Source organism: Antarctobacter sp. (assembly GCF_965277915.1).
Lineage (GTDB): Bacteria > Pseudomonadota > Alphaproteobacteria > Rhodobacterales > Rhodobacteraceae > Antarctobacter.
This window is the reverse complement of record NZ_OZ255849.1, coordinates 1,183,607-1,200,504: the sequence shown is the minus strand read 5'-3', so window position 1 is coordinate 1,200,504 and position 16,898 is coordinate 1,183,607. Positions and strand designations below refer to the sequence as shown.

The following is a 16,898-nucleotide window of genomic DNA, read 5'->3' as shown; positions in this document are numbered from 1 at the left end:
GGACAGACCAATGGTAGACCCCTTCTTTGGAAACTTCGACCTGGCGAGCCTTGCGCTCTGGCTGTTTCTCGTCTTTTTCGCCCTGCTGATCTACTATATCCAGCGCGAGAACATGCGCGAGGGCTATCCGCTCGAGAACGACGACGGCGATCCGGCGCCCAACCAGGGCATGTTCCCGGTTCCCGACGACAAGACCTTTGCGCTGCCCCACGGGCGCGGCACCGTTACCGTGCCATCGGGCCAGAACCGGGAACGGGCCGACCTGGCGCTGGCGCGTACCGCCGCCTCGGACGGGTTCCCCTTTGAGCCGACCGGCGACCCGATGGCCGATGGTGTCGGCCCCGCCTCCTGGGCGGCACGGCGCGACGTACCGGAACTGGACGGCCACGGCCACCCCAAGATCGTGCCGATGAATGCCACCGGCACCTTTCACGTCGCCGCCGGGCGCGACCCGCGCGGGCTGCCCGTGGTGGCCGGGGACGGCACCGTCGTCGGCAAGATTTCCGACATGTGGGTGGACGCGCCGGAACAGCTGGTCCGCTACCTGGAGGTGACGCTGGACGACGAGGCGGGCAAGCGGCTGATCCCGATGACGATGGCCCGCATCGGCAAGCACGGCGTTCGCGTGCGCTCGATCTTTGGCGCGCAGTTCGCGGGCGTGCCGCAACATGCCTCGCCACGGCAGGTAACGCTGCTGGAAGAGGAAAAGATCTGCGCCTGGTTCGGCGGCGGCACGCTTTACGCCAGCGCCGCGCGGCAAGAGCCGCAGCTGGGCTGAGACCCTGAAAGGAAAAGCGCCATGAGCCACGACGATTTCGCCTTCGAGCCGGTCCGCGGCCTGCCCGAACACCCGCCGGAGGGAGAGCGGATCCTCTGGCAGGGGCGTCCGGACTGGTGGGTGCTGACGGTGGAGGCACTGAACCTGAAATGGGTGGCGCTCTACTTTGCCGGGCTGGCGGCCTGGCGCTTTGTCACGCTGGTCGACCAGGGCAGCGCGGTTCAGGCCTTTGCGGCCTCGTCCCCCTTCCTGATCCTGGGCGCGATCGTCTGCGCGCTGCTGATGGTCGTCGGCTTTGTCCAGGCCCGGGCCACGGTCTACACGATCACCAATCGCCGGGTCGCGATGCGCATCGGTGCTGCGCTGACCGTGACGCTGAACCTGCCCTACAGCCAGATCCGCAGCGCCGACCTGTCATTGCGCCGCCGGGGCACAGGAACCATCGCGCTGGACCTGCTGCCCGGGGACGTGCGCCTGTCCTACCTGGTGTGCTGGCCGCATGTGCGCCCCTGGGTGCTGCGCCGCACGCAGCCCGCGTTGCGCTGCATCCCCGAGGCCGAAAACGTCGCGCGCCTGCTGGCAAACCAGGCTGAGGCCGAGATCGCGACGCCCCGCGTAGCCCGTGGCACCCCTGCCCGTCCCGCGACCCTGGCCGCAGAATAGAGGTTTCGCAATGTCCCGCACCGCCATGCCGCCCCGCCTGAGACGCCCCGCCGACGACAAGGAGCTTGTCCCGCGCGTCATGGTGCGGCTGGTTGGCCTGCTGATGCTGACGGTGCTGGCACTGGTGACCGCCGCCCGCCTGACCGACCGTCCGCTGGAGGCCCTGCCGCCCGGCGGCGCCGTGACCCTCAGCCGCGAGATCGTGCTGTCCGGCGACATGGCCGGTGCCGCGCGGGTCCACACGCCCGAGGGTGTGCTGATCGCCGATCTTGCGCCCGAAGAGGGCGGATTCATCTCCGGTGTCTACCGGGTCCTGCTGCACGAGCGTGGCAAACACGGCGTCGCGCCTGACGCCCCCGTCACGCTCTTGCAACGCGATACCGGAAGGCTCGAACTGCACGACCGCAGCACCGGGTGGCGCGCCGACCTGATGGGGTTCGGCGCAGGCAATGCCAGGGCCTTCGGGCGTTTGCTGGCGCAATGAGGGAAGGAGGCCAATAAATGGGATGGCTGACACATGAACTGGAAAGGGCGCACTGCACGGTAGAGATCTCTCACCGGTTCGAGAGCCTGCACGCGCATGTGTGTTTCGACAACGGCACCACTGTCTACCCGGGCGACAGCGTCCGGGTCCACGGACCTGAGATCATGGCGCCCTATGGTGAGGTGATCCGCGAGGCGCGCGAGGCGACGATTATCCGCGCCTCCGGGCTGGAACGGCTCTGGACCCGGCTGACCGGCGATTTCGAGGTTATGGAGCTCTGCGAATTCTCCTTCTCCGAGGAGGTCACGCTATGAACGTCCAGAACATGCACAGCGCCGACGCCACCACCGCCGAGGAAGGCCTGGCGATCCAGGCGGAACAGGCGAAGTTCGACAGCAAGGCTGCCACCGAGACGGCGATGCAGAACACCCTGCTGACGCCGCGCTTTTACACCACCGATTTCGACGAGCTGGACGCCATCGACGTCAGCCCGGTGCGCGACGACTGGGACCGGCTGATCGCGCAGATGGTCAGCGACCCGAACAAGGGCCATTTCAAGAAGAACGAGGACTGGGACCGGATCGACTGGGACGGGATGGAGCCGCAGTTGCGCAAGGAATTCATCGACTTCCTGATCTCCTCCTGCACTGCCGAATTCTCGGGCTGCGTGCTCTACAAGGAGATGAAGCGGCGCGGCACCAACAAGGACGTGACCCAGCTGTTCCAGCTGATGGCACGGGACGAGGCGCGGCACGCGGGCTTTATCAACGACGCTCTGCGCGAGGCAGGCGTGGCGGTGAACCTCGGCTTTCTGACACAGAAGAAGAAATACACCTATTTCCGGCCCAAGTTCATCTACTACGCCACCTACCTGTCGGAAAAGATCGGCTACGCGCGGTACATCACCATTTATCGCCACCTCGAGGCGCATCCCGAGCACCGCTTTCACCCGATCTTCAAGTGGTTCCAGGAATGGTGCAACGACGAGTTCAGCCACGGCGAGGCCTTTGCCCTGCTGATGAAGACCGATCCGAAACTGACCTCGGGCGTCAACGTGCTGTGGATCAAGTTCTTTCTCACGGCGGTCTTTGCCACGATGTATGTCCGCGACCACCAGCGCCCGGCCTTTCACAAGGCGCTTGGCGTCGATCCGGATTGGTACGGGCAAGAGGTCTTTGCCAAGACCAGCACCCTGTCGAAACAGATCTTTCCGATCACGCTGGACATCGACAGCCCGCGCTGGTCGGCCGGGCTGAAGCGGTTGCAACGGGCCAATGCCGATCTTGACCGCGCCCGCAAACAGGGCGGCGTGGCCGGGTTCGCGCGGCGGATCTCGGCGCAGATGCGGGCGGTGACCGCCTTTGCCGGGCTCTATTTCATCCCGGCGAAAAAGCATCGTCTGCCGGCCAGCACCCGGCTGGAGCCGGCCTATTGACTGACCGGGCGCATATCCCCCGGTGCCTCTGCGCAGGCGGCGCCTTTCGGCCGGGCCCATCATGACGGGCGCGCCATGGGTCGCCGCGCTGGCCGCGCTGTTTCTCTGGTGGTTTTCCACCGGGGCGATCCTGATCGCCGTTCGCATGGCAGACCGGCACGGCCCGCGCGCACGGCGAGCGGTCACGCTGGCGGGTCTGCCCCTGCTGGCACTGGGCGCCTGGGGCATTCACGTCACCCAGGGGCTGAACGGCCCTGGCGCCGCCTACTGGGCCTTCCTGTCGGCGCTGGCGGTCTGGGGCTGGATTGAATTGTCGTTCATGACCGGTGCGATCACCGGCCCCAATCCCTATGCCTGCCCCGGTGACCTGCCGGAATGGGAACGCTTTATCCGCGCCTGGGGCACCATCGCCTACCATGAGATGTTGCTGGCCGCGGTGCTGATCGCGATCTGGCTGCACGGCCATGACGCCACGAACAGCGTCGCCCCCTGGACCTTTACCATCCTCTACTTCGCGCGCATCTCGGCCAAGCTGAACCTCTTTTTCGGCGTACCCCGGATCAACAACGAGTTCATCCCCGAGGCGCTCTCGCACCTTGCCAGCCATTTCCGCGTGCAGCGGCTCAATTGGCTGTTCCCGGTTTCGGTCATGGCGCTGAGCCTGGCCACCGCCTGCTGGCTGGAACGGCTGGCGGCAGCGGCAATGCCCGGGGCGGCCACGGGGTTCGCCCTGCTGGCGGCCCTGACCGCGCTGGCGCTGCTGGAACACTGGCTGATGGTGTTGCCCCTGCCCGATGCGAAACTCTGGCGCTGGATGCTGCCCGCGCCCCGCCCTGCCAAGACGACACGACACCCGGAGGAACCTCATGGAATTTGACGCCCTGTTCACCGCCCAGCTCGACGCGCTCAAACACGAGGGCAACTACCGGATCTTCGCGGAACTCGAACGCCGCTGCGGGGCCTTTCCCGCCGCGCGCAGCCATGACGCCGACACGCCGGACGAAGTGACCGTCTGGTGTTCGAACGACTACCTCGGGATGGGGCAGCATCCGGCGGTTCGCGCGCGGATGAAGGAGGTGGTGGACCAGTGCGGCACCGGGGCGGGCGGCACGCGCAACATCTCGGGCACCAATGCGCACCACGTCGCGCTGGAACGTGAACTCGCCGACCTGCACGGCAAGGAGGCGGCGCTGCTCTTCACCTCGGGCTATGTCTCGAACTGGGCCGCGCTCTCGACCCTGGGCAGCCGGCTGGCGGATGCGGTGATCCTCTCGGACGCCGCCAACCACGCCAGCATGATCGAAGGCATCCGCCATTCCCGCGCGCAGAAGGTGATCTGGCGCCACAACGACCCCGAGGACCTGGACCGCAAGCTGGCGGCGCTGCCCGCCAATGCGCCCAAGATCGTCGCCTTCGAGTCCGTCTACTCGATGGATGGCGACATCTGCCCGATGGCCGAGATCGTCGACGTGGCGGAACGGCACGGCGCCATGACCTATCTCGACGAGGTGCATGCCGTGGGTCTCTATGGCCCGCGCGGCGGCGGCATCGCCGAGGCGCGCGGCCTGGCCGACAGGATCACCCTGATCGAAGGCACGCTGGGCAAGGCCTATGGCTGCATGGGCGGCTATGTCTCGGGCTCGCGCGCGCTGTGCGATTTCATCCGCAGCTTTGCCTCGGGGTTCATCTTTACCACCGCGCTGCCGCCGGCGGTTGCGGCCGCGGCCCAGGCCTCGATCGCGCATCTGAAGGTCTCGGACACCGAGCGCCGGCAGCAGCGCCGCCAGGTGGCGCGTCTGCGCGCGGCACTGGACCGGCGGGGCATCCCGCACCTGGCCAACGACAGCCACATCATCCCTGTGATGATCAAGGACCCGGTCAAATGCCGGATGCTGGCGGACATCCTGATGCGCGACTGGGGGATCTACGTGCAGCCGATCAACTATCCAACCGTGCCCAAGGGCACCGAGCGCCTGCGCTTCACCCCCGGCCCGCTGCATTCCGACGCCGACATCGACCACCTGGTCGAGGCGCTCACCGTGCTCTGGAAACAATGCGCCATCGCGCATGCGGTCGCCTGAAGGCTGGTCTCGTTTCCCGGCAGAACCGCACTACGTCATCCGAAAGGGAGAAGTACGAATGAAACCACTTGTGATAGCCGCCGCCTTCTGCGCGGTCGCGCCCCCCGTGCTGGCGGAAAGCCATGCGACCGGCGATCCGGAGGAAGGGGAAAAGGTCTTTCGACAGTGCCGAGCCTGCCACATGGTCGTCACGCCCGAGGGCGATGAAATCCAGAAGGGCGGCAAGGTCGGCCCCAACCTGTATGGCATCGCCGGACGAACGGCGGGCACCTACGAGGATTTCAACTACTCGGACTCGATGGTCGCCGCCGGAGAGGCAGGCCTTGCCTGGGACGAAGAGCATTTCGTGCCCTACGTCCGCAATGCCACCGATTTCCTCAAGGACTACCTCGACGACAGCTCGGCCCGGGGCAAGATGACCTTCCGCGCCCGCAGCGACGAGGATGCGGCGAACGTCTGGGCCTACCTGGTCTCTGTCGAGCCCGAACCCGAGCTGGACGAGGACAGCGCCGACTGACACATCGCTGGACAAGGATTCGCCGCGTCACCGGTCGCCGGGGGCGCGGCGTTTTCGTTTGCGCGGGTCAGCGCGCCAGGGCCAGCGGCGTCACCTTGGCTCGGGTGCCCAGCGCCCCCTGGGCGACATGGAAAATGTCACCGGCGGTCATCGCCGCGTCTGCGTACATCTCGTCCGGGCTGGCCTGTTCGATGATCCGGTCCGGCAGGCAGATGGTCCGGATCGCAAGACCACTGTCCAGCAGCCCCATCCGGGCCAGCGCGTGCAGCACGACGCAACCGAACCCGCCCTCAGCCCCCTGCTCGACCGTCACCAGCGCCCTGTGGGCAAGTGCGAGGCGGCGCAGAAGATCGCTGTCGAGCGGCTTGACGAAACGGGCATCGGCCAGGGTGACGGTATGGCCCGCCTCGCGCAGCGCGGCGGCGGCCTCTCGGCATTGCGTCAGGTGCGCTCCGCAGGACAGGATCGCGATATCTTCGCCCTCTTCCAGCACGCGGCCGCGCCCGATCTCCAGCACTTCGCCCCGTTCGGGAAGCGCGACACCAGTGCCAGCACCGCGCGGGTAGCGAAAGGCGATGGGCCCTTCGTCATGGGCGGCGGCGGTGGCGACCATGTGCATCAGCTCGGCCTCGTCGGCGGCGGCCATGACGGTGAACCCCGGCAGGTTCGACAGGTAGGCCATGTCATAGGCCCCTGCATGAGTGGCCCCATCCGCCCCCACCAGGCCCGCCCGGTCTATGGCAAAACGCACCGGCAGGTTCTGCAGGGCGACGTCATGCACCACCTGATCATAGCCACGCTGAAGGAAGGTCGAGTAGATCGCGCAGAAAGGGCGCAGCCCGCTGGCCGCCATGCCGGCGGCAAAGGTCACGCCATGCTGTTCGGCGATGCCCACGTCGAAGACACGGTTCGGAAAGCGTGCCGCCATCCTGGACACGCCGGTCCCATCGGGCATGGCTGCCGTAACGGCAACGATCCGGTCGTCGCGCGCAGCCTCCTGCGTCAGGGCCGTGCCGAATACGCTGGTATAGCTGGGCGCGGTGCCCGGTTTGGCGGGGCCGGCTTGCGGCCCGGTGGCGGGGTCGAACCTGGACACGCCATGCCCGCGGTCGGCGCTGGTTTCGGCGGGGGCATAGCCCTTGCCCTTGACGGTGCAGCAATGGATCAGGACCGGGCCGCGCGCCCGCGCCCGCGCCGCGCGCAGCACCGGCAAGAGCTGGGTCATGTCGTGACCGTCGATCGGCCCGACATAGTCGAATCCCAGTTCCTCGAAGAGCGTGCCAGACCCGCCCAACCCGGTCACCAGCTGGCGCGCGCGGCGGGCGCCGCTGCGCATCGGTTCGGGCATGGCGGCCTCCATCCCCTCGACCATCGAGCGCATCCGCGCCACCGGTTCGGCGGCGTACATGCGGCTGAGGTAGGACGACATGGCCCCAACCGGGGGCGCGATACTCATCTCGTTGTCATTGAGGATCACGAACAGCCGCCGCCCCGCGGCGCCGGCGTTGTTCAGGGCCTCATAGGCCATACCGGCGCTGATCGCCCCGTCGCCGATCACGGCGATGGCGTCACCCGTGGGCCGGCCCATGTCGCGGCCCACCGCGAACCCGAGGGCCGCGCTGATCGAGGTCGAGCTATGCGCCGCACCAAAGGGGTCATGTTCGGATTCCGTGCGCTTGGTGAAACCCGACAGCCCGTCCTTCTGGCGCAGGGTGCGGATGCGGTCGCGGCGCCCGGTCAGGATCTTGTGCGGGTAGCACTGGTGGCCCACGTCCCAGATCAGCTTGTCCTTTGGCGTGTCAAAGACCGCGTGGATCGCCACGCTCAGCTCGACCACACCCAGCGAGGACCCGAGATGCCCGCCGGTCTGCGACACGGCCGAGATCACCTCGGTCCGCAACTCGTCCGCCAGCGCGGCGAGATCCGTGTCGGGCATCCGGCGCAGGTCAGACGGACCGGCCACCCGGTCCAGCAGCGGTGTGTGGGGGTTGTCGGCAAGGGTCATGGCGCGCTCCTGTCGCTGGTCCGGCATGGCGCCACCACGGGGATGCAGACGGCGCGGCAGGCCGGACGAAAGGACCGGGGCGACGCAGCGCCGCCCCGCCCCGGGGTTCACTGGCCGTAGTCCGGCGCGTCAGAGGTCGCCAGTTCGGGCCAGTCGGCAATCACGTTGGTGCCCTGCAGAGGCTGCTGATAGCCCTTGTGACAGGTACGGCAGGCGACCTTGGGTGCGTCCCCCGCCACCGGTCCCAGCCGGTCCTCGGGCAGGACCTCGGCCAGCGGCACCAGGTAGTCGTTGTTCAGTTCCAGCACCATCTGGATGCCCAGGCTTTCGGTCGCCCATTGCGGCGTCACCTGCCCTCCGTCGTAGAAGGCGCGGGTGTTGTGGCAGAAGGTGCAGTTCACCCCCAGCGAGTTGGCGACGTAGTTCATCAACGCATAGGTGCGTTCCGCGTCCTGGATCGTTGGCACGCCTTCGTCCCCCGGTCGCGCGGCGACGCGGCTTTCGAGGTCGTGCACGCCGATGAGATCACCATCCAGCAGGTATTTCTCCAGCGCGTCGGAGGGCAGCGAGGTGTAGGAACTAAGCGGCGTCGCCCGGTTCTGCACTGCCGACCAGCCGGCGGCGGCCATGTTGACCTCGCCCATCTTGAACCAGATGTCGCTGGGCACGTTCTGGCCCCGGTGACAGGTCATGCAGGTGACGCCGACCTGCTTGTTGGCGTTCACATGCACGTCCCAGTTCTCGTTGATGTTGCGGGTCATCTCGATCATCCGGCGCGAGACGACCTTGGTGTATAGATTGTCCTCGCCGTAGGTTTCGAGATCGCCGTCGCCGTGGCAATAGGCACAGCCCTGCTCTGGCGCGACCCATCGGGTCATCGCCGCCATCAACCGGTTGAAGTTGGCGTCGGTCAGATCGCCCAGGATCTGGACGTTCTGGTAGATGTCGCCCGCCAGTTCCTCGCCCTCTTCGGGGACATAGGGCGGGTCATCGAACAGCTCGGCGATGGCCGGGTCAGGCACGGCGAGGTCGGATACGAACTCGGGCACCGACATGCCGTTGCCGCGCGGGCCGGTCTGCAGGCTGTCGGTCTTGTATGGCTGGCCCAGCGCCATCACGGCAACCACGGCCACCACCACCGCGCCCGCCACGCCGGTCAGGATCGCCGGGCGTTCTATATCGGTGGGGTGCTCGCGGTTCCATTTGTCAAACCATTTGAACATCGCGCTCACTCCCGTCCGATGAAGGCTTCGTAGGTCCCGTAGGCCTCGTAGCCATAGCTGCCGTCATACATCGGCGCGAAATGGTGTTCCTGCGCCCAGATGAACCAGTTGTCGACGACCGTTCCCGTCAGCAGGATGCCGATGCCGCCGGTGATCGGGGTCAGCACAGCAAACCACCAGGCCCAGCGGTGAATGCCCTCCATCGTCGCGTTGAACCCCATCGTCCAGCGCCAGAACAGCGCCGCCCGTTCCGAGGCGGTGCCCCGGTCGACGATCTGTTCCAGCTCGCGGTCGCCGCCGAACCGGCTGACCGCCAGGATCGTTGCGCCGTGCATCGCGAAGAGCAGCACCGAACCGTAAAGGAAGACGATCGAGAGACAGTGGAACGGATTGTAGTAGAGGTTGCCGTAGCGGATGCTGAACGCGGTGGTCCAGTCGAGGTGCGGGAAGATCCCGTAGGGCACCGCCTCTGACCAGGATCCCATCAGGATCGGCCGGAACAGGCCCAGCACCAGGAACAGCCAGATCGCGCTGGCAAAGGCCCAGGCGACATGTTTGCCCATCTTGTGCTGTTCGGCCAGCAGGTAGGTGCGCAACCACCAGGTACAAACCGCAACCAGCAGGAACAGCGATGCGATGATGTACCAACCGCCGTCGTTCAGCGGCGGGATGGTCAACCCGTATTCCGGGCTGGGCGGCTCCAGCGCCAGCCAGAATCCCTGGCGCAGGAACTCGGGTATCGACCAGCCGACCTGCGCCAGCATGTTGAGCCCGATGATGAAGATCGCCAGCGCGCCGGTGGCCAGGCTGATCATCCCGGTCCAGCCCAGATAGATCGGCCCCAGCTGGGCGTTGCCCACCCAGCCGACGAGGCGGCTGAAACCGGGGGTGACGATACGTTCCGAGGCAAGGTCGTTCTCGTTATCCATGCCCCATTCGGCCGGCCCTTCGACCTGAACCTGGGTGAAGATGTTCTGATATTCGCTCATGATCACATTCCCGCCTGAGAGGGCCAGATCGGCAGATCGAGCCACCAGTTCCACCATTCCGGCCAGCCGCTGGTCCAGACCGGCCCCGAGATGATGATGCAGACCGCCGAGAAGAAGACCGCGTTTATCGCCAGCAGGAAGCCCAGCCGGTGAATGCCCAGTGTGCCGATCGAGTAGCCGATGAAGTCACGGAAGAAGCTGTCCTCGTGATCCGGCGTCTTCATCTCCTCGCCCTTCTCAGGATTGGCTGCCGAGAGGATCAGCCCGCCATGCAGCGCCAGGGCCAGGGTGGTGCCGAAGAACAGGCTGACCGCCAGCATGTGCGCGGGATTGTAGTGGAAATGCAGGTAGGCGTAGCCGGTGTTGCTGACCCAGTCGAGGTGACTGAAGATGCCATAGGGAAAGCCATGCCCCCAGGCGCCCATCAGCACCGGACGAAAGATCACCAGCGTGACATAGGCCAGGATGGCAAAGCCGAAGGCGAAAGGCACATGATAGCCCATCCCCAACTTGCGGCAGATCTCGACCTCGCGAAGGGCCCAGCTGATGAAGGCGCCGGTGGCACAGATCGTTATGATCTGCCACAGCCCCCCTTCCATCAGGGGCGCTGCCCCCAGCCCGTAGGACAGGTCGGGCGGTGCGATGTTGATGAGCCAGGGGTTGAAGGTGCCCTGGTGGGCCGCCCCCCAGAAGATCAGGATGGTGCCGAGGGCCGCAAAGAAGGCCATCGTGACACCGAAGAAACCGACATAGAAGGGGCCGACCCAGAAATCGAAGAGATCCCCGCCGATCAGCGTCCCCCCGCGGACGCGGTACTTTTTCTCGAAGCTGAGCAACGCCATCGTATTTCCCCGCTTTTGGCGGCCCGTTCGATCAGATCTCAAGCCGTCGTTAAGGTGTGAGGTGCGCGTTCGCTGCGGGCGGGCCGGCCGCCCGCAACGCTTTCATGGGACGATTGTCCCCTGGTCACTCATCGGCCGCGGCACGCGATGCGGCCGCGTTCTCGAACCAGTTGACGCCGTTCGACAGAACCACGAGGTGGATCATGACGGCCAACAGGAACAGGAAGACGCCTTGCGCGACGAACACGCGGCGAGGATCGAAGATGAGCCAAATCTTGTAGAACTTGGACACGTCCATATCCTTTCCTAGAACCAGGGGGCCCAGATGTAGGTTGCCAGGTGGGCAACCACTGCGACCGCCGCGAACAGCCAGAGGCCGCTCATGTAGACGGAATGCAGTTCCTGGGCCTGCTCGTCGGTGAGACCTGTGAAGGACAGGTCGTTTTGATCAGCCATAAACTTTCCTCCGGAACGCTATGCTGACGCCGCGAACCCCGCGGCCGGGTCCCTTGGGGCCTTCACGGTCCCTCAGGGGGTCTGTCCGCCCGTGACGGGCAGTCAGGTCGGATCTCGGTGGCTGCCCCTGTGGGTCAGACCGAGAAGATCATCGGCGTGATCCGGTCCGCCTCGCGCCAGGCGCGGGCCAGCGGGCCGTGCAGGTTCAGCGACCTCTGGCGGATCACCGCCCGCGCCCAGCCGATCGTTTCCGAGGGCAGCGCAAGCAGGAAGATCAGGGTGAAATAGACGTGGAACTCGGCCCGGCGCCGGCGCCGGACATGCGTCTGTCCCAGGCTGCTGGATGTGACGTCGGTCATCGGTCAGTCCTCCTTTTGGAATGGGCCGGCTAGGCCAGAAACTCTCTCGACAGCGGCCAGGGCCACGCGCTCGGCGCCCGCGCGCTGTGCGTCCTCCTCGGCGGCGTCGCGCAGCGTCTTGGCCGCGGAAATGCGTGTCAGTACCGGATGCGCGGCCACAAGGCGGTCCAGCGCGCGGCTGGCATCCTTGTCCCAGGGCAGGTTTCGGTGCAGCGGTGTCGGCGTCGCCTGTACCGCGTCCATCTCGGAGCCCAGCGGCAGGATGTGGAACAGTGCGTCGAACAGGCCGTTGCAGACCTCCTGCAACAGGTAGGTGGCCCCGGCGTAGCCCATTATCGGCGTGCCGGTGGCGCGGCGGATCGCGGCGCCGGGAAAGCTGGCCGGGATGAAGGCGGGGCTGGGTCCGTAACCGGACTTCAGCTCTGCCATGTACATCTTCTCGTTGATCGACCCCAGCAGCACCAGTGGCCGGTCGCGGGCGATCATGGCGCGGATCGCGTCGTTGTCGGTCTTTTTCCCCGCGCAACGCGAAACGGCAAAGGCGCAGGGCAGGCCCAGGTCGCCCTCCAGGTACTGGCGGATGCCGCGGGCATAGGTCTCACCGGCGACGATGCCGAAAGTCGCGGTGGCAAAGAAATCCTGCGTAACCGATCGCCAGAGGTCCCAGACCGGCTTTATGGTCGAGTGTTTCTCGCGCTCGATGAAGGGTTCGGGATCGAGCTCCAGCAGCTCACCCAGCTTGCGCAGGAACAGCGTCGTGCTTTCGACCCCGATGGGGGCCTGCAGGTAGGGTTTGCCCAGCACCTCGGCCAGGCCGCGCCCGTATTCACGGTACATGACGACGTTGGCGTCGGCATTCACCAGGTTGCGCATCTCGGCCAGGTGGGCCCCCATGGGCATCACCATGTTGACCTCTGCGCCGATCCCCTCAACGAGGCGACGGATCTCGGCCAGGTCGCTGGGCATGTTGAAGACGCCGTACGTGGGGCCAAGGATATTGACCCGGGGTGGCGCCCCTTGCTCGCGCTTTTTCTCTTTGGGCATCCGCCCCTTGGTCATGCCGAATTCGGTGAACAGCCAGGTCATCGCCCGGTCGGCGGCCTGCCACTGGTCCTCGTCGATGGTGCGCGGCAGGAAGCGCTGAATGCTGGTGCCCTGGGGCGTGACCCCGCCGCCGATCATCTCGGCGATCGAGCCGGTGACGACCACGGCGGGCAGCGCCGGATCCAGCGTACCCCAGGCACGTTTCATCGCGCCCTCTGTGCCGTCACGGCCCAGTTCCTCCTCGCCCAGCCCGCTGACCACGATGGGCAGTTCATGCGGCGGCAGCGCATCGGTGTAGTGCAGGACGGAGGTGACGGGCAGGTTCTCGCAGCCCACGGGGCCGTCGATGATGACCTGCAGGCCCTTGACGGCACAGAACGCATAGACCGCGCCCCAGTACCCCCCGGCCCTGTCGTGATCCTGAATCAGCATGGAGCACCTCCCCGGCTGGCAGCAGGGCGTAGAGGCGGCCGAATATGAAATGTCCCCCCCCTCATATCATCTGCTCCGCCTTGGCGGCGCGAGCCTTCTTTTCCAGTTTCTTGAGGTTCAGCGCGCGGAAATCCGGGCGCAGTTTGGGCGCGCCCTCCCAGACCCCCGCAGTATCGCCTTCGCCGACGCCTTCGAAAAAGGCCTTCATCCGGTCCATGCGGCGCTTGTTGCCGATGGCCGCATTCACGACCTCGGCCAGGCTCCCCGCCCCCGCCGGTCCCATCAGGGGCCGGGCCGAGATCAGGTTGGTGAAGTATAGCGCGGGAATGCCCAGCGCCTTGGCCTTTTGCACCACCGGCGTCGTGCCGATGGCGAGGTCCGGGCGCAGCCCTTCCATCGCGGCCAGGTCATCCTCCAGCGAGGCGCGGAACCTCACCGACACGCCCCGGGCGCGCAGCCATTCGGCATCTGCCGCGGACCAGGGGGATTTCGCGCAGGCGGTCCCGACATAGGGCACCTCGGCGCCGCTTTCGATCAGCAGGCGTGCCACCAGCAGTTCGCTGCCCTCGTAGCCCGACAGCGTGATCCGCCCCTTGATCGGGGCCGCCTCCAGCGCCCTCCGGATCGCGGGCAAAAAGGCATTCTGTGCGGCGGCCACCCTGTTCGTTGACAGACCAAAGGCCTCGCCGATGCTGGCCAGCCAGGCGGCCGTGCCGTAATGGCCCACGGGCGCGCTGCCCACGATCGGGCGCCCGGCGGCCTGGAACTCGCGCACGGCAGCGGTATAAAAGGGATGGATGGCAGCGACGGCGCCACAGTCCAGAGCCGCGTACAGCTCGCGCCACTCTCGGCACGGCACCACGGGTCCGGCGGCCAGTCCCATCGGTGCCAGCATCGCGCCAATCATCATCGGATCGGCGGGAAACATTTCTCCCAGCAGGGTCACGGTGGGCAGGTCGGATACGCCGCCCTCGGGCGCCGCCACCGGCCCGGCCTCGACCTCGCGACGGGCATAGTTGAGCATCGCGCCCGCCAGCACGTCCTTGGCCTCGGCATGGGTGGGAATGCCGAAGCCCGGCACGTCGATGCCCACGATGCGCACACCGTCGATCTCGTCCGGAAGCAGCCGCAGCGGCACGCCGGAAGCGGTCGGCACACAGAGGTTCGTGACCACGATGGCGTCGAAACGGTCCGGATCGGCAAGCTTGTGCACCGCCTCGCGGATGTCCTCGAACAGCTTGCCGGTCACCAGGCTTTCGGAATCGAAAGGCACGTAGCCCACCGACCTCCGCGCCCCGTAGAAATGCGACACGAAGGTCAACCCGTAGACACAGCAGGCCGACCCGGACAGAACCGTGGCCACCCGTTTCATCCGCAGCCCCACGCGCAACGAGCCGAAGGCCGGACACATGCTTTGCGGTTTGTCATGGGGGCCTTGCGGGTAGTCGCGGGCGTATTGATCCAGCAACTCGCTTTGACCGGCGCTGCGCGCGACCCGGTCCAGGTCGGCGGCGGAATGGCAACCGTCGCCCCCCGGGCTGGTTGGTTCAGGCGTCGTCATAGATCACCTCCAGCGACTCCACCGGATTGGCGTTCTTGCCGCGCATGTCGGCATCGGTGGCAGGGACCAGCGTCACGCCCGCCCCGGTGTCCGAACCGTCGAAGAGCGCCAGCAGGGCGTCCTGATCCAGCGGCGCGGGCCGTACCGGCGGCGCGTCCGAGACCGCCTGAGACAGGCCGGCGAACAGCTCGCCCCATTGGCTTTGTGCCGTGCCGACGATCTGGTAGTTCGCGGATTTCTTGCGCAGGTCGTCGTCCTGCGGGATCGCCGCCAGCACCGGGATGTCCACGGCCCTGGCAAAGGCCTGCGCCTCGCCCGAAAGATCGTCCTTGTTGACGACCAGGCCCGCCACGCCGACGTTGCCGCCCAGCTTGCGGAAGTATTCCACCGCCGAGCAGACGTTGTTGGCGACATAAAGCGATTGCAGGTCGTTCGAGGCGACGAGGATCACCTTCTGCGCCATGTCCCGCGCGATCGGCAGGCCGAAACCGCCGCAGACGACATCGCCCAGGAAATCCAGCAGGACATAGTCGAAGTCCCAGTCGTGGAACCCCAGCTTTTCCAGCAGTTCGAACCCGTGGATGATGCCGCGTCCGCCACAGCCGCGCCCCACCTCGGGGCCGCCCAGTTCCATCGCGAAGACACCGCCGCGCTTGAAACAGACATCGCCGATCTGGACCTCTTCACCGGCCAGCTTTTTCTTGGTCGAGGTCTCGATGATCGTCGGGCATGCCTTGCCGCCAAAGAGCAGTGAGGTCGTGTCCGATTTCGGATCGCACCCGATCAGCAGCACGCGCTTGCCCTGTTCGGCCATCATGTGGCTGAGATTGGCCAGGGTGAAGGACTTGCCGATGCCGCCCTTGCCGTAGATCGCGATGATCTGGGTCTTGCTGGTCGGTTCCTCGGTGATCAGGTCGGCCAGGTCCTCCTGCGCTTCGTCGCGCAGCCTCTGGTCGAAGGTCTTGAGGTCGGGCACGTCGGTCTCGGTGTGTTTCTGCACGTCGTCCTTCACGCTGCTTCCTTCCAGTTGAGTATCATTTTCAGGCAGGCCGGGTCCTCGAAGGCGGTCCGGTAAGCCCCGGCGGCCCGCTCGGCCGGCACCGCATGAGAGATCAGCCCGGCCAGAGACAGCGCGCCGCTTTCCACGAGGGCGCGCACGGCGACGAGGTCCTCGCGCTGCCATTCCGCGGCGACCCGCAGGCGGGCCTCGCGCATGAAGGCGGGCGGAAAGGCAAAGTGCAGGCCGTCAGGATAGAACCCGGCCAGGACGATCTCGCCGCCCTTCGCAAGGCGTCCGATCAGCTCGTCGAGGATCGCGGCATTGCCGGAAGCGTCGTATATCGCGCTGTAGTCGCGGCGGGGATCGTCCTCGGGCGCTATGACCTCATAGCCCTCGGCGCCCTGAAGACGATTGGCCTGGCACTCCCAGACGATGGGCGCCGGGGCACCGGCCGCCACGGTCAGGCGCGCCAGCAGGCGGCCAAGGACCCCGTGACCGACGATCAGCTCGGGCATCCGCTTTTCCAGGCCCGCCATCGCGTGCCGCGCGGTGGCGGCCAGCGCCAGCAAGGCGCCTTCGGCCCCCAGGGCGGGATCTATGCGCGTGACCCGCGCGGCGTCGGTGACCAGCACGCCCGCCGCCCCACCGAACAGGCCATAGGCTCCGTCGAAACAATCGGCCCCGGGCACAAAGACCCGGTCGCCGGGGCGAAAACCGGTGCCGGACGCGGTTTCGACCACTTCTCCTGCGGCCTCGTAGCCGGGCACCAGCGGATAGCCCATGCCCGGAAAGGGCGGCATGGCGCCGAACCAGAACAGTTTTTCGGTGCCGGTGGAAATCCCCGAATGCGCGATCTCGACCACGATGTCGCCCGCGCCGGGCACCTTGAGGTCGAGCTGTTCCAGGGAAAGATCCCCTGGACCATTCAGAAGGACAGCGCGTGTCTGCATGTTCGCCCCTCCCCCATTTTTTCGTCCGCGCGGCGGGCGTCGCCGTCGCGGCCGTTCTCAAATGTCAGGGTAACACGAC

Annotated in this window: 19 protein-coding genes; 8 read left to right on the top strand and 11 right to left on the bottom strand. The window is 66.5% G+C overall.

The genetic code is table 11. The features are described from left to right. Positions 1-10 precede the first annotated feature (10 nt). The 8 genes from puhA to ACQY5B_RS06605 all read left to right on the top strand — a co-directional run bounded on the left by puhA (position 11) and on the right by ACQY5B_RS06605 (position 5,958). On the top strand, positions 11-778 hold the full coding sequence (puhA, locus tag ACQY5B_RS06640; RefSeq protein WP_420325862.1) for a photosynthetic reaction center subunit H: 768 nt from the start codon (positions 11-13) through the stop codon (positions 776-778). A 21-nt stretch (positions 779-799) separates the two neighbouring features. Continuing rightward, on the top strand, positions 800-1,441 hold the full coding sequence (puhB, locus tag ACQY5B_RS06635; protein WP_420325863.1) for a photosynthetic complex putative assembly protein PuhB: 642 nt from the start codon (positions 800-802) through the stop codon (positions 1,439-1,441). A gap of 10 nt (positions 1,442-1,451) precedes the next feature. Further along, positions 1,452-1,925, top strand: a complete 474-nt coding sequence (gene puhC, locus ACQY5B_RS06630) for a photosynthetic complex assembly protein PuhC (RefSeq protein WP_420325864.1) — start codon at positions 1,452-1,454, stop codon at positions 1,923-1,925. A gap of 17 nt (positions 1,926-1,942) precedes the next feature. Beyond that, positions 1,943-2,239 (top strand): O2-dependent cyclase accessory protein, encoded by a 297-nt coding sequence (locus ACQY5B_RS06625; protein WP_420325866.1) that lies wholly within the window; start codon positions 1,943-1,945, stop codon positions 2,237-2,239. Further along, positions 2,236-3,360, top strand: coding sequence for a magnesium-protoporphyrin IX monomethyl ester (oxidative) cyclase (gene acsF / locus ACQY5B_RS06620; RefSeq protein WP_420325867.1), 1,125 nt, complete (start codon positions 2,236-2,238; stop codon positions 3,358-3,360). Before ACQY5B_RS06625 ends, acsF begins: the two co-directional genes overlap by 4 nt. 61 nt (positions 3,361-3,421) lie before the next feature. Further along, a complete protein-coding gene (gene puhE, locus ACQY5B_RS06615) occupies positions 3,422-4,237 on the top strand; it encodes a putative photosynthetic complex assembly protein PuhE (protein WP_420325868.1) in 816 nt (271 codons plus the stop codon). Then, positions 4,227-5,441: a 5-aminolevulinate synthase gene (hemA, locus tag ACQY5B_RS06610; protein ID WP_420325869.1), complete on the top strand. Its 1,215-nt coding sequence runs from the start codon at positions 4,227-4,229 to the stop codon at positions 5,439-5,441. The genes puhE and hemA overlap by 11 nt, the downstream gene beginning before the upstream one ends. A gap of 58 nt (positions 5,442-5,499) precedes the next feature. Continuing rightward, the gene (locus ACQY5B_RS06605) at positions 5,500-5,958 is read left to right on the top strand and encodes a c-type cytochrome (RefSeq protein ID WP_420325870.1); all 459 of its coding nucleotides are present in this window, start codon (positions 5,500-5,502) and stop codon (positions 5,956-5,958) included. Positions 5,959-6,025: 67 nt separating this feature from the next. Here ACQY5B_RS06605 and dxs read toward each other — a convergent pair whose 3' ends face one another. From dxs to bchC, 11 genes are all read right to left on the bottom strand, one after another. After that, entirely contained in the window at positions 6,026-7,963 is a 1,938-nt protein-coding gene (dxs, locus tag ACQY5B_RS06600; protein WP_420325871.1) for a 1-deoxy-D-xylulose-5-phosphate synthase, read from the bottom strand. A gap of 107 nt (positions 7,964-8,070) precedes the next feature. Beyond that, positions 8,071-9,186 carry a photosynthetic reaction center cytochrome PufC gene (pufC, locus tag ACQY5B_RS06595; RefSeq protein ID WP_305972469.1) on the bottom strand — a complete coding sequence of 372 codons (1,116 nt, stop codon included), beginning with the start codon at positions 9,184-9,186 and terminating at the stop codon, positions 8,071-8,073. Between the two features lie 5 nt (positions 9,187-9,191). Beyond that, positions 9,192-10,175, bottom strand: a complete 984-nt coding sequence (gene pufM, locus ACQY5B_RS06590; RefSeq protein WP_420325872.1) for a photosynthetic reaction center subunit M — start codon at positions 10,173-10,175, stop codon at positions 9,192-9,194. A 2-nt stretch (positions 10,176-10,177) separates the two neighbouring features. After that, positions 10,178-11,017 (bottom strand): photosynthetic reaction center subunit L, encoded by an 840-nt coding sequence (gene pufL, locus ACQY5B_RS06585; protein ID WP_420325873.1) that lies wholly within the window; start codon positions 11,015-11,017, stop codon positions 10,178-10,180. A gap of 124 nt (positions 11,018-11,141) precedes the next feature. After that, positions 11,142-11,309, bottom strand: a complete 168-nt coding sequence (gene pufA, locus ACQY5B_RS06580) for a light-harvesting antenna LH1, alpha subunit (RefSeq protein ID WP_043145809.1) — start codon at positions 11,307-11,309, stop codon at positions 11,142-11,144. Between the two features lie 14 nt (positions 11,310-11,323). Next, a complete protein-coding gene (gene pufB, locus ACQY5B_RS06575) occupies positions 11,324-11,473 on the bottom strand; it encodes a light-harvesting antenna LH1, beta subunit (RefSeq protein WP_043145768.1) in 150 nt (49 codons plus the stop codon). A 134-nt stretch (positions 11,474-11,607) separates the two neighbouring features. Further along, positions 11,608-11,832: a cytochrome PufQ gene (pufQ, locus tag ACQY5B_RS06570; RefSeq protein WP_043145765.1), complete on the bottom strand. Its 225-nt coding sequence runs from the start codon at positions 11,830-11,832 to the stop codon at positions 11,608-11,610. A gap of 3 nt (positions 11,833-11,835) precedes the next feature. Beyond that, positions 11,836-13,308, bottom strand: a complete 1,473-nt coding sequence (bchZ, locus tag ACQY5B_RS06565) for a chlorophyllide a reductase subunit Z (RefSeq protein ID WP_420325874.1) — start codon at positions 13,306-13,308, stop codon at positions 11,836-11,838. Positions 13,309-13,369: 61 nt separating this feature from the next. Beyond that, positions 13,370-14,869: a chlorophyllide a reductase subunit Y gene (gene bchY / locus ACQY5B_RS06560; RefSeq protein ID WP_420325875.1), complete on the bottom strand. Its 1,500-nt coding sequence runs from the start codon at positions 14,867-14,869 to the stop codon at positions 13,370-13,372. Beyond that, a complete protein-coding gene (locus ACQY5B_RS06555) occupies positions 14,856-15,881 on the bottom strand; it encodes a chlorophyllide a reductase iron protein subunit X (RefSeq protein ID WP_420325876.1) in 1,026 nt (341 codons plus the stop codon). The genes bchY and ACQY5B_RS06555 overlap by 14 nt, the downstream gene beginning before the upstream one ends. After that, positions 15,878-16,819, bottom strand: a complete 942-nt coding sequence (gene bchC, locus ACQY5B_RS06550; RefSeq protein WP_420325877.1) for a chlorophyll synthesis pathway protein BchC — start codon at positions 16,817-16,819, stop codon at positions 15,878-15,880. Before bchC ends, ACQY5B_RS06555 begins: the two co-directional genes overlap by 4 nt. Between the last annotated feature and the right edge of the window lie 79 nt (positions 16,820-16,898).

What these genes read in the sequence shown, in the direction of transcription:
- puhA (WP_420325862.1), top strand. Translation starts at nt 11, where the DNA reads ATGGTAGACCCCTTCTTTGGAAACTTCGACCTGGCGAGCCTTGCGCTC.
- puhB (WP_420325863.1), top strand. Translation starts at nt 800, where the DNA reads ATGAGCCACGACGATTTCGCCTTCGAGCCGGTCCGCGGCCTGCCCGAA.
- puhC (WP_420325864.1), top strand. Translation starts at nt 1,452, where the DNA reads ATGTCCCGCACCGCCATGCCGCCCCGCCTGAGACGCCCCGCCGACGAC.
- ACQY5B_RS06625 (WP_420325866.1), top strand. Translation starts at nt 1,943, where the DNA reads ATGGGATGGCTGACACATGAACTGGAAAGGGCGCACTGCACGGTAGAG.
- acsF (WP_420325867.1), top strand. Translation starts at nt 2,236, where the DNA reads ATGAACGTCCAGAACATGCACAGCGCCGACGCCACCACCGCCGAGGAA.
- puhE (WP_420325868.1), top strand. Translation starts at nt 3,422, where the DNA reads ATGACGGGCGCGCCATGGGTCGCCGCGCTGGCCGCGCTGTTTCTCTGG.
- hemA (WP_420325869.1), top strand. Translation starts at nt 4,227, where the DNA reads ATGGAATTTGACGCCCTGTTCACCGCCCAGCTCGACGCGCTCAAACAC.
- ACQY5B_RS06605 (WP_420325870.1), top strand. Translation starts at nt 5,500, where the DNA reads ATGAAACCACTTGTGATAGCCGCCGCCTTCTGCGCGGTCGCGCCCCCC.
- dxs (WP_420325871.1), bottom strand. Translation starts at nt 7,963, where the DNA reads ATGACCCTTGCCGACAACCCCCACACACCGCTGCTGGACCGGGTGGCC.
- pufC (WP_305972469.1), bottom strand. Translation starts at nt 9,186, where the DNA reads ATGTTCAAATGGTTTGACAAATGGAACCGCGAGCACCCCACCGATATA.
- pufM (WP_420325872.1), bottom strand. Translation starts at nt 10,175, where the DNA reads ATGAGCGAATATCAGAACATCTTCACCCAGGTTCAGGTCGAAGGGCCG.
- pufL (WP_420325873.1), bottom strand. Translation starts at nt 11,017, where the DNA reads ATGGCGTTGCTCAGCTTCGAGAAAAAGTACCGCGTCCGCGGGGGGACG.
- pufB (WP_043145768.1), bottom strand. Translation starts at nt 11,473, where the DNA reads ATGGCTGATCAAAACGACCTGTCCTTCACAGGTCTCACCGACGAGCAG.
- pufQ (WP_043145765.1), bottom strand. Translation starts at nt 11,832, where the DNA reads ATGACCGACGTCACATCCAGCAGCCTGGGACAGACGCATGTCCGGCGC.
- bchZ (WP_420325874.1), bottom strand. Translation starts at nt 13,308, where the DNA reads ATGCTGATTCAGGATCACGACAGGGCCGGGGGGTACTGGGGCGCGGTC.
- bchY (WP_420325875.1), bottom strand. Translation starts at nt 14,869, where the DNA reads ATGACGACGCCTGAACCAACCAGCCCGGGGGGCGACGGTTGCCATTCC.
- bchC (WP_420325877.1), bottom strand. Translation starts at nt 16,819, where the DNA reads ATGCAGACACGCGCTGTCCTTCTGAATGGTCCAGGGGATCTTTCCCTG.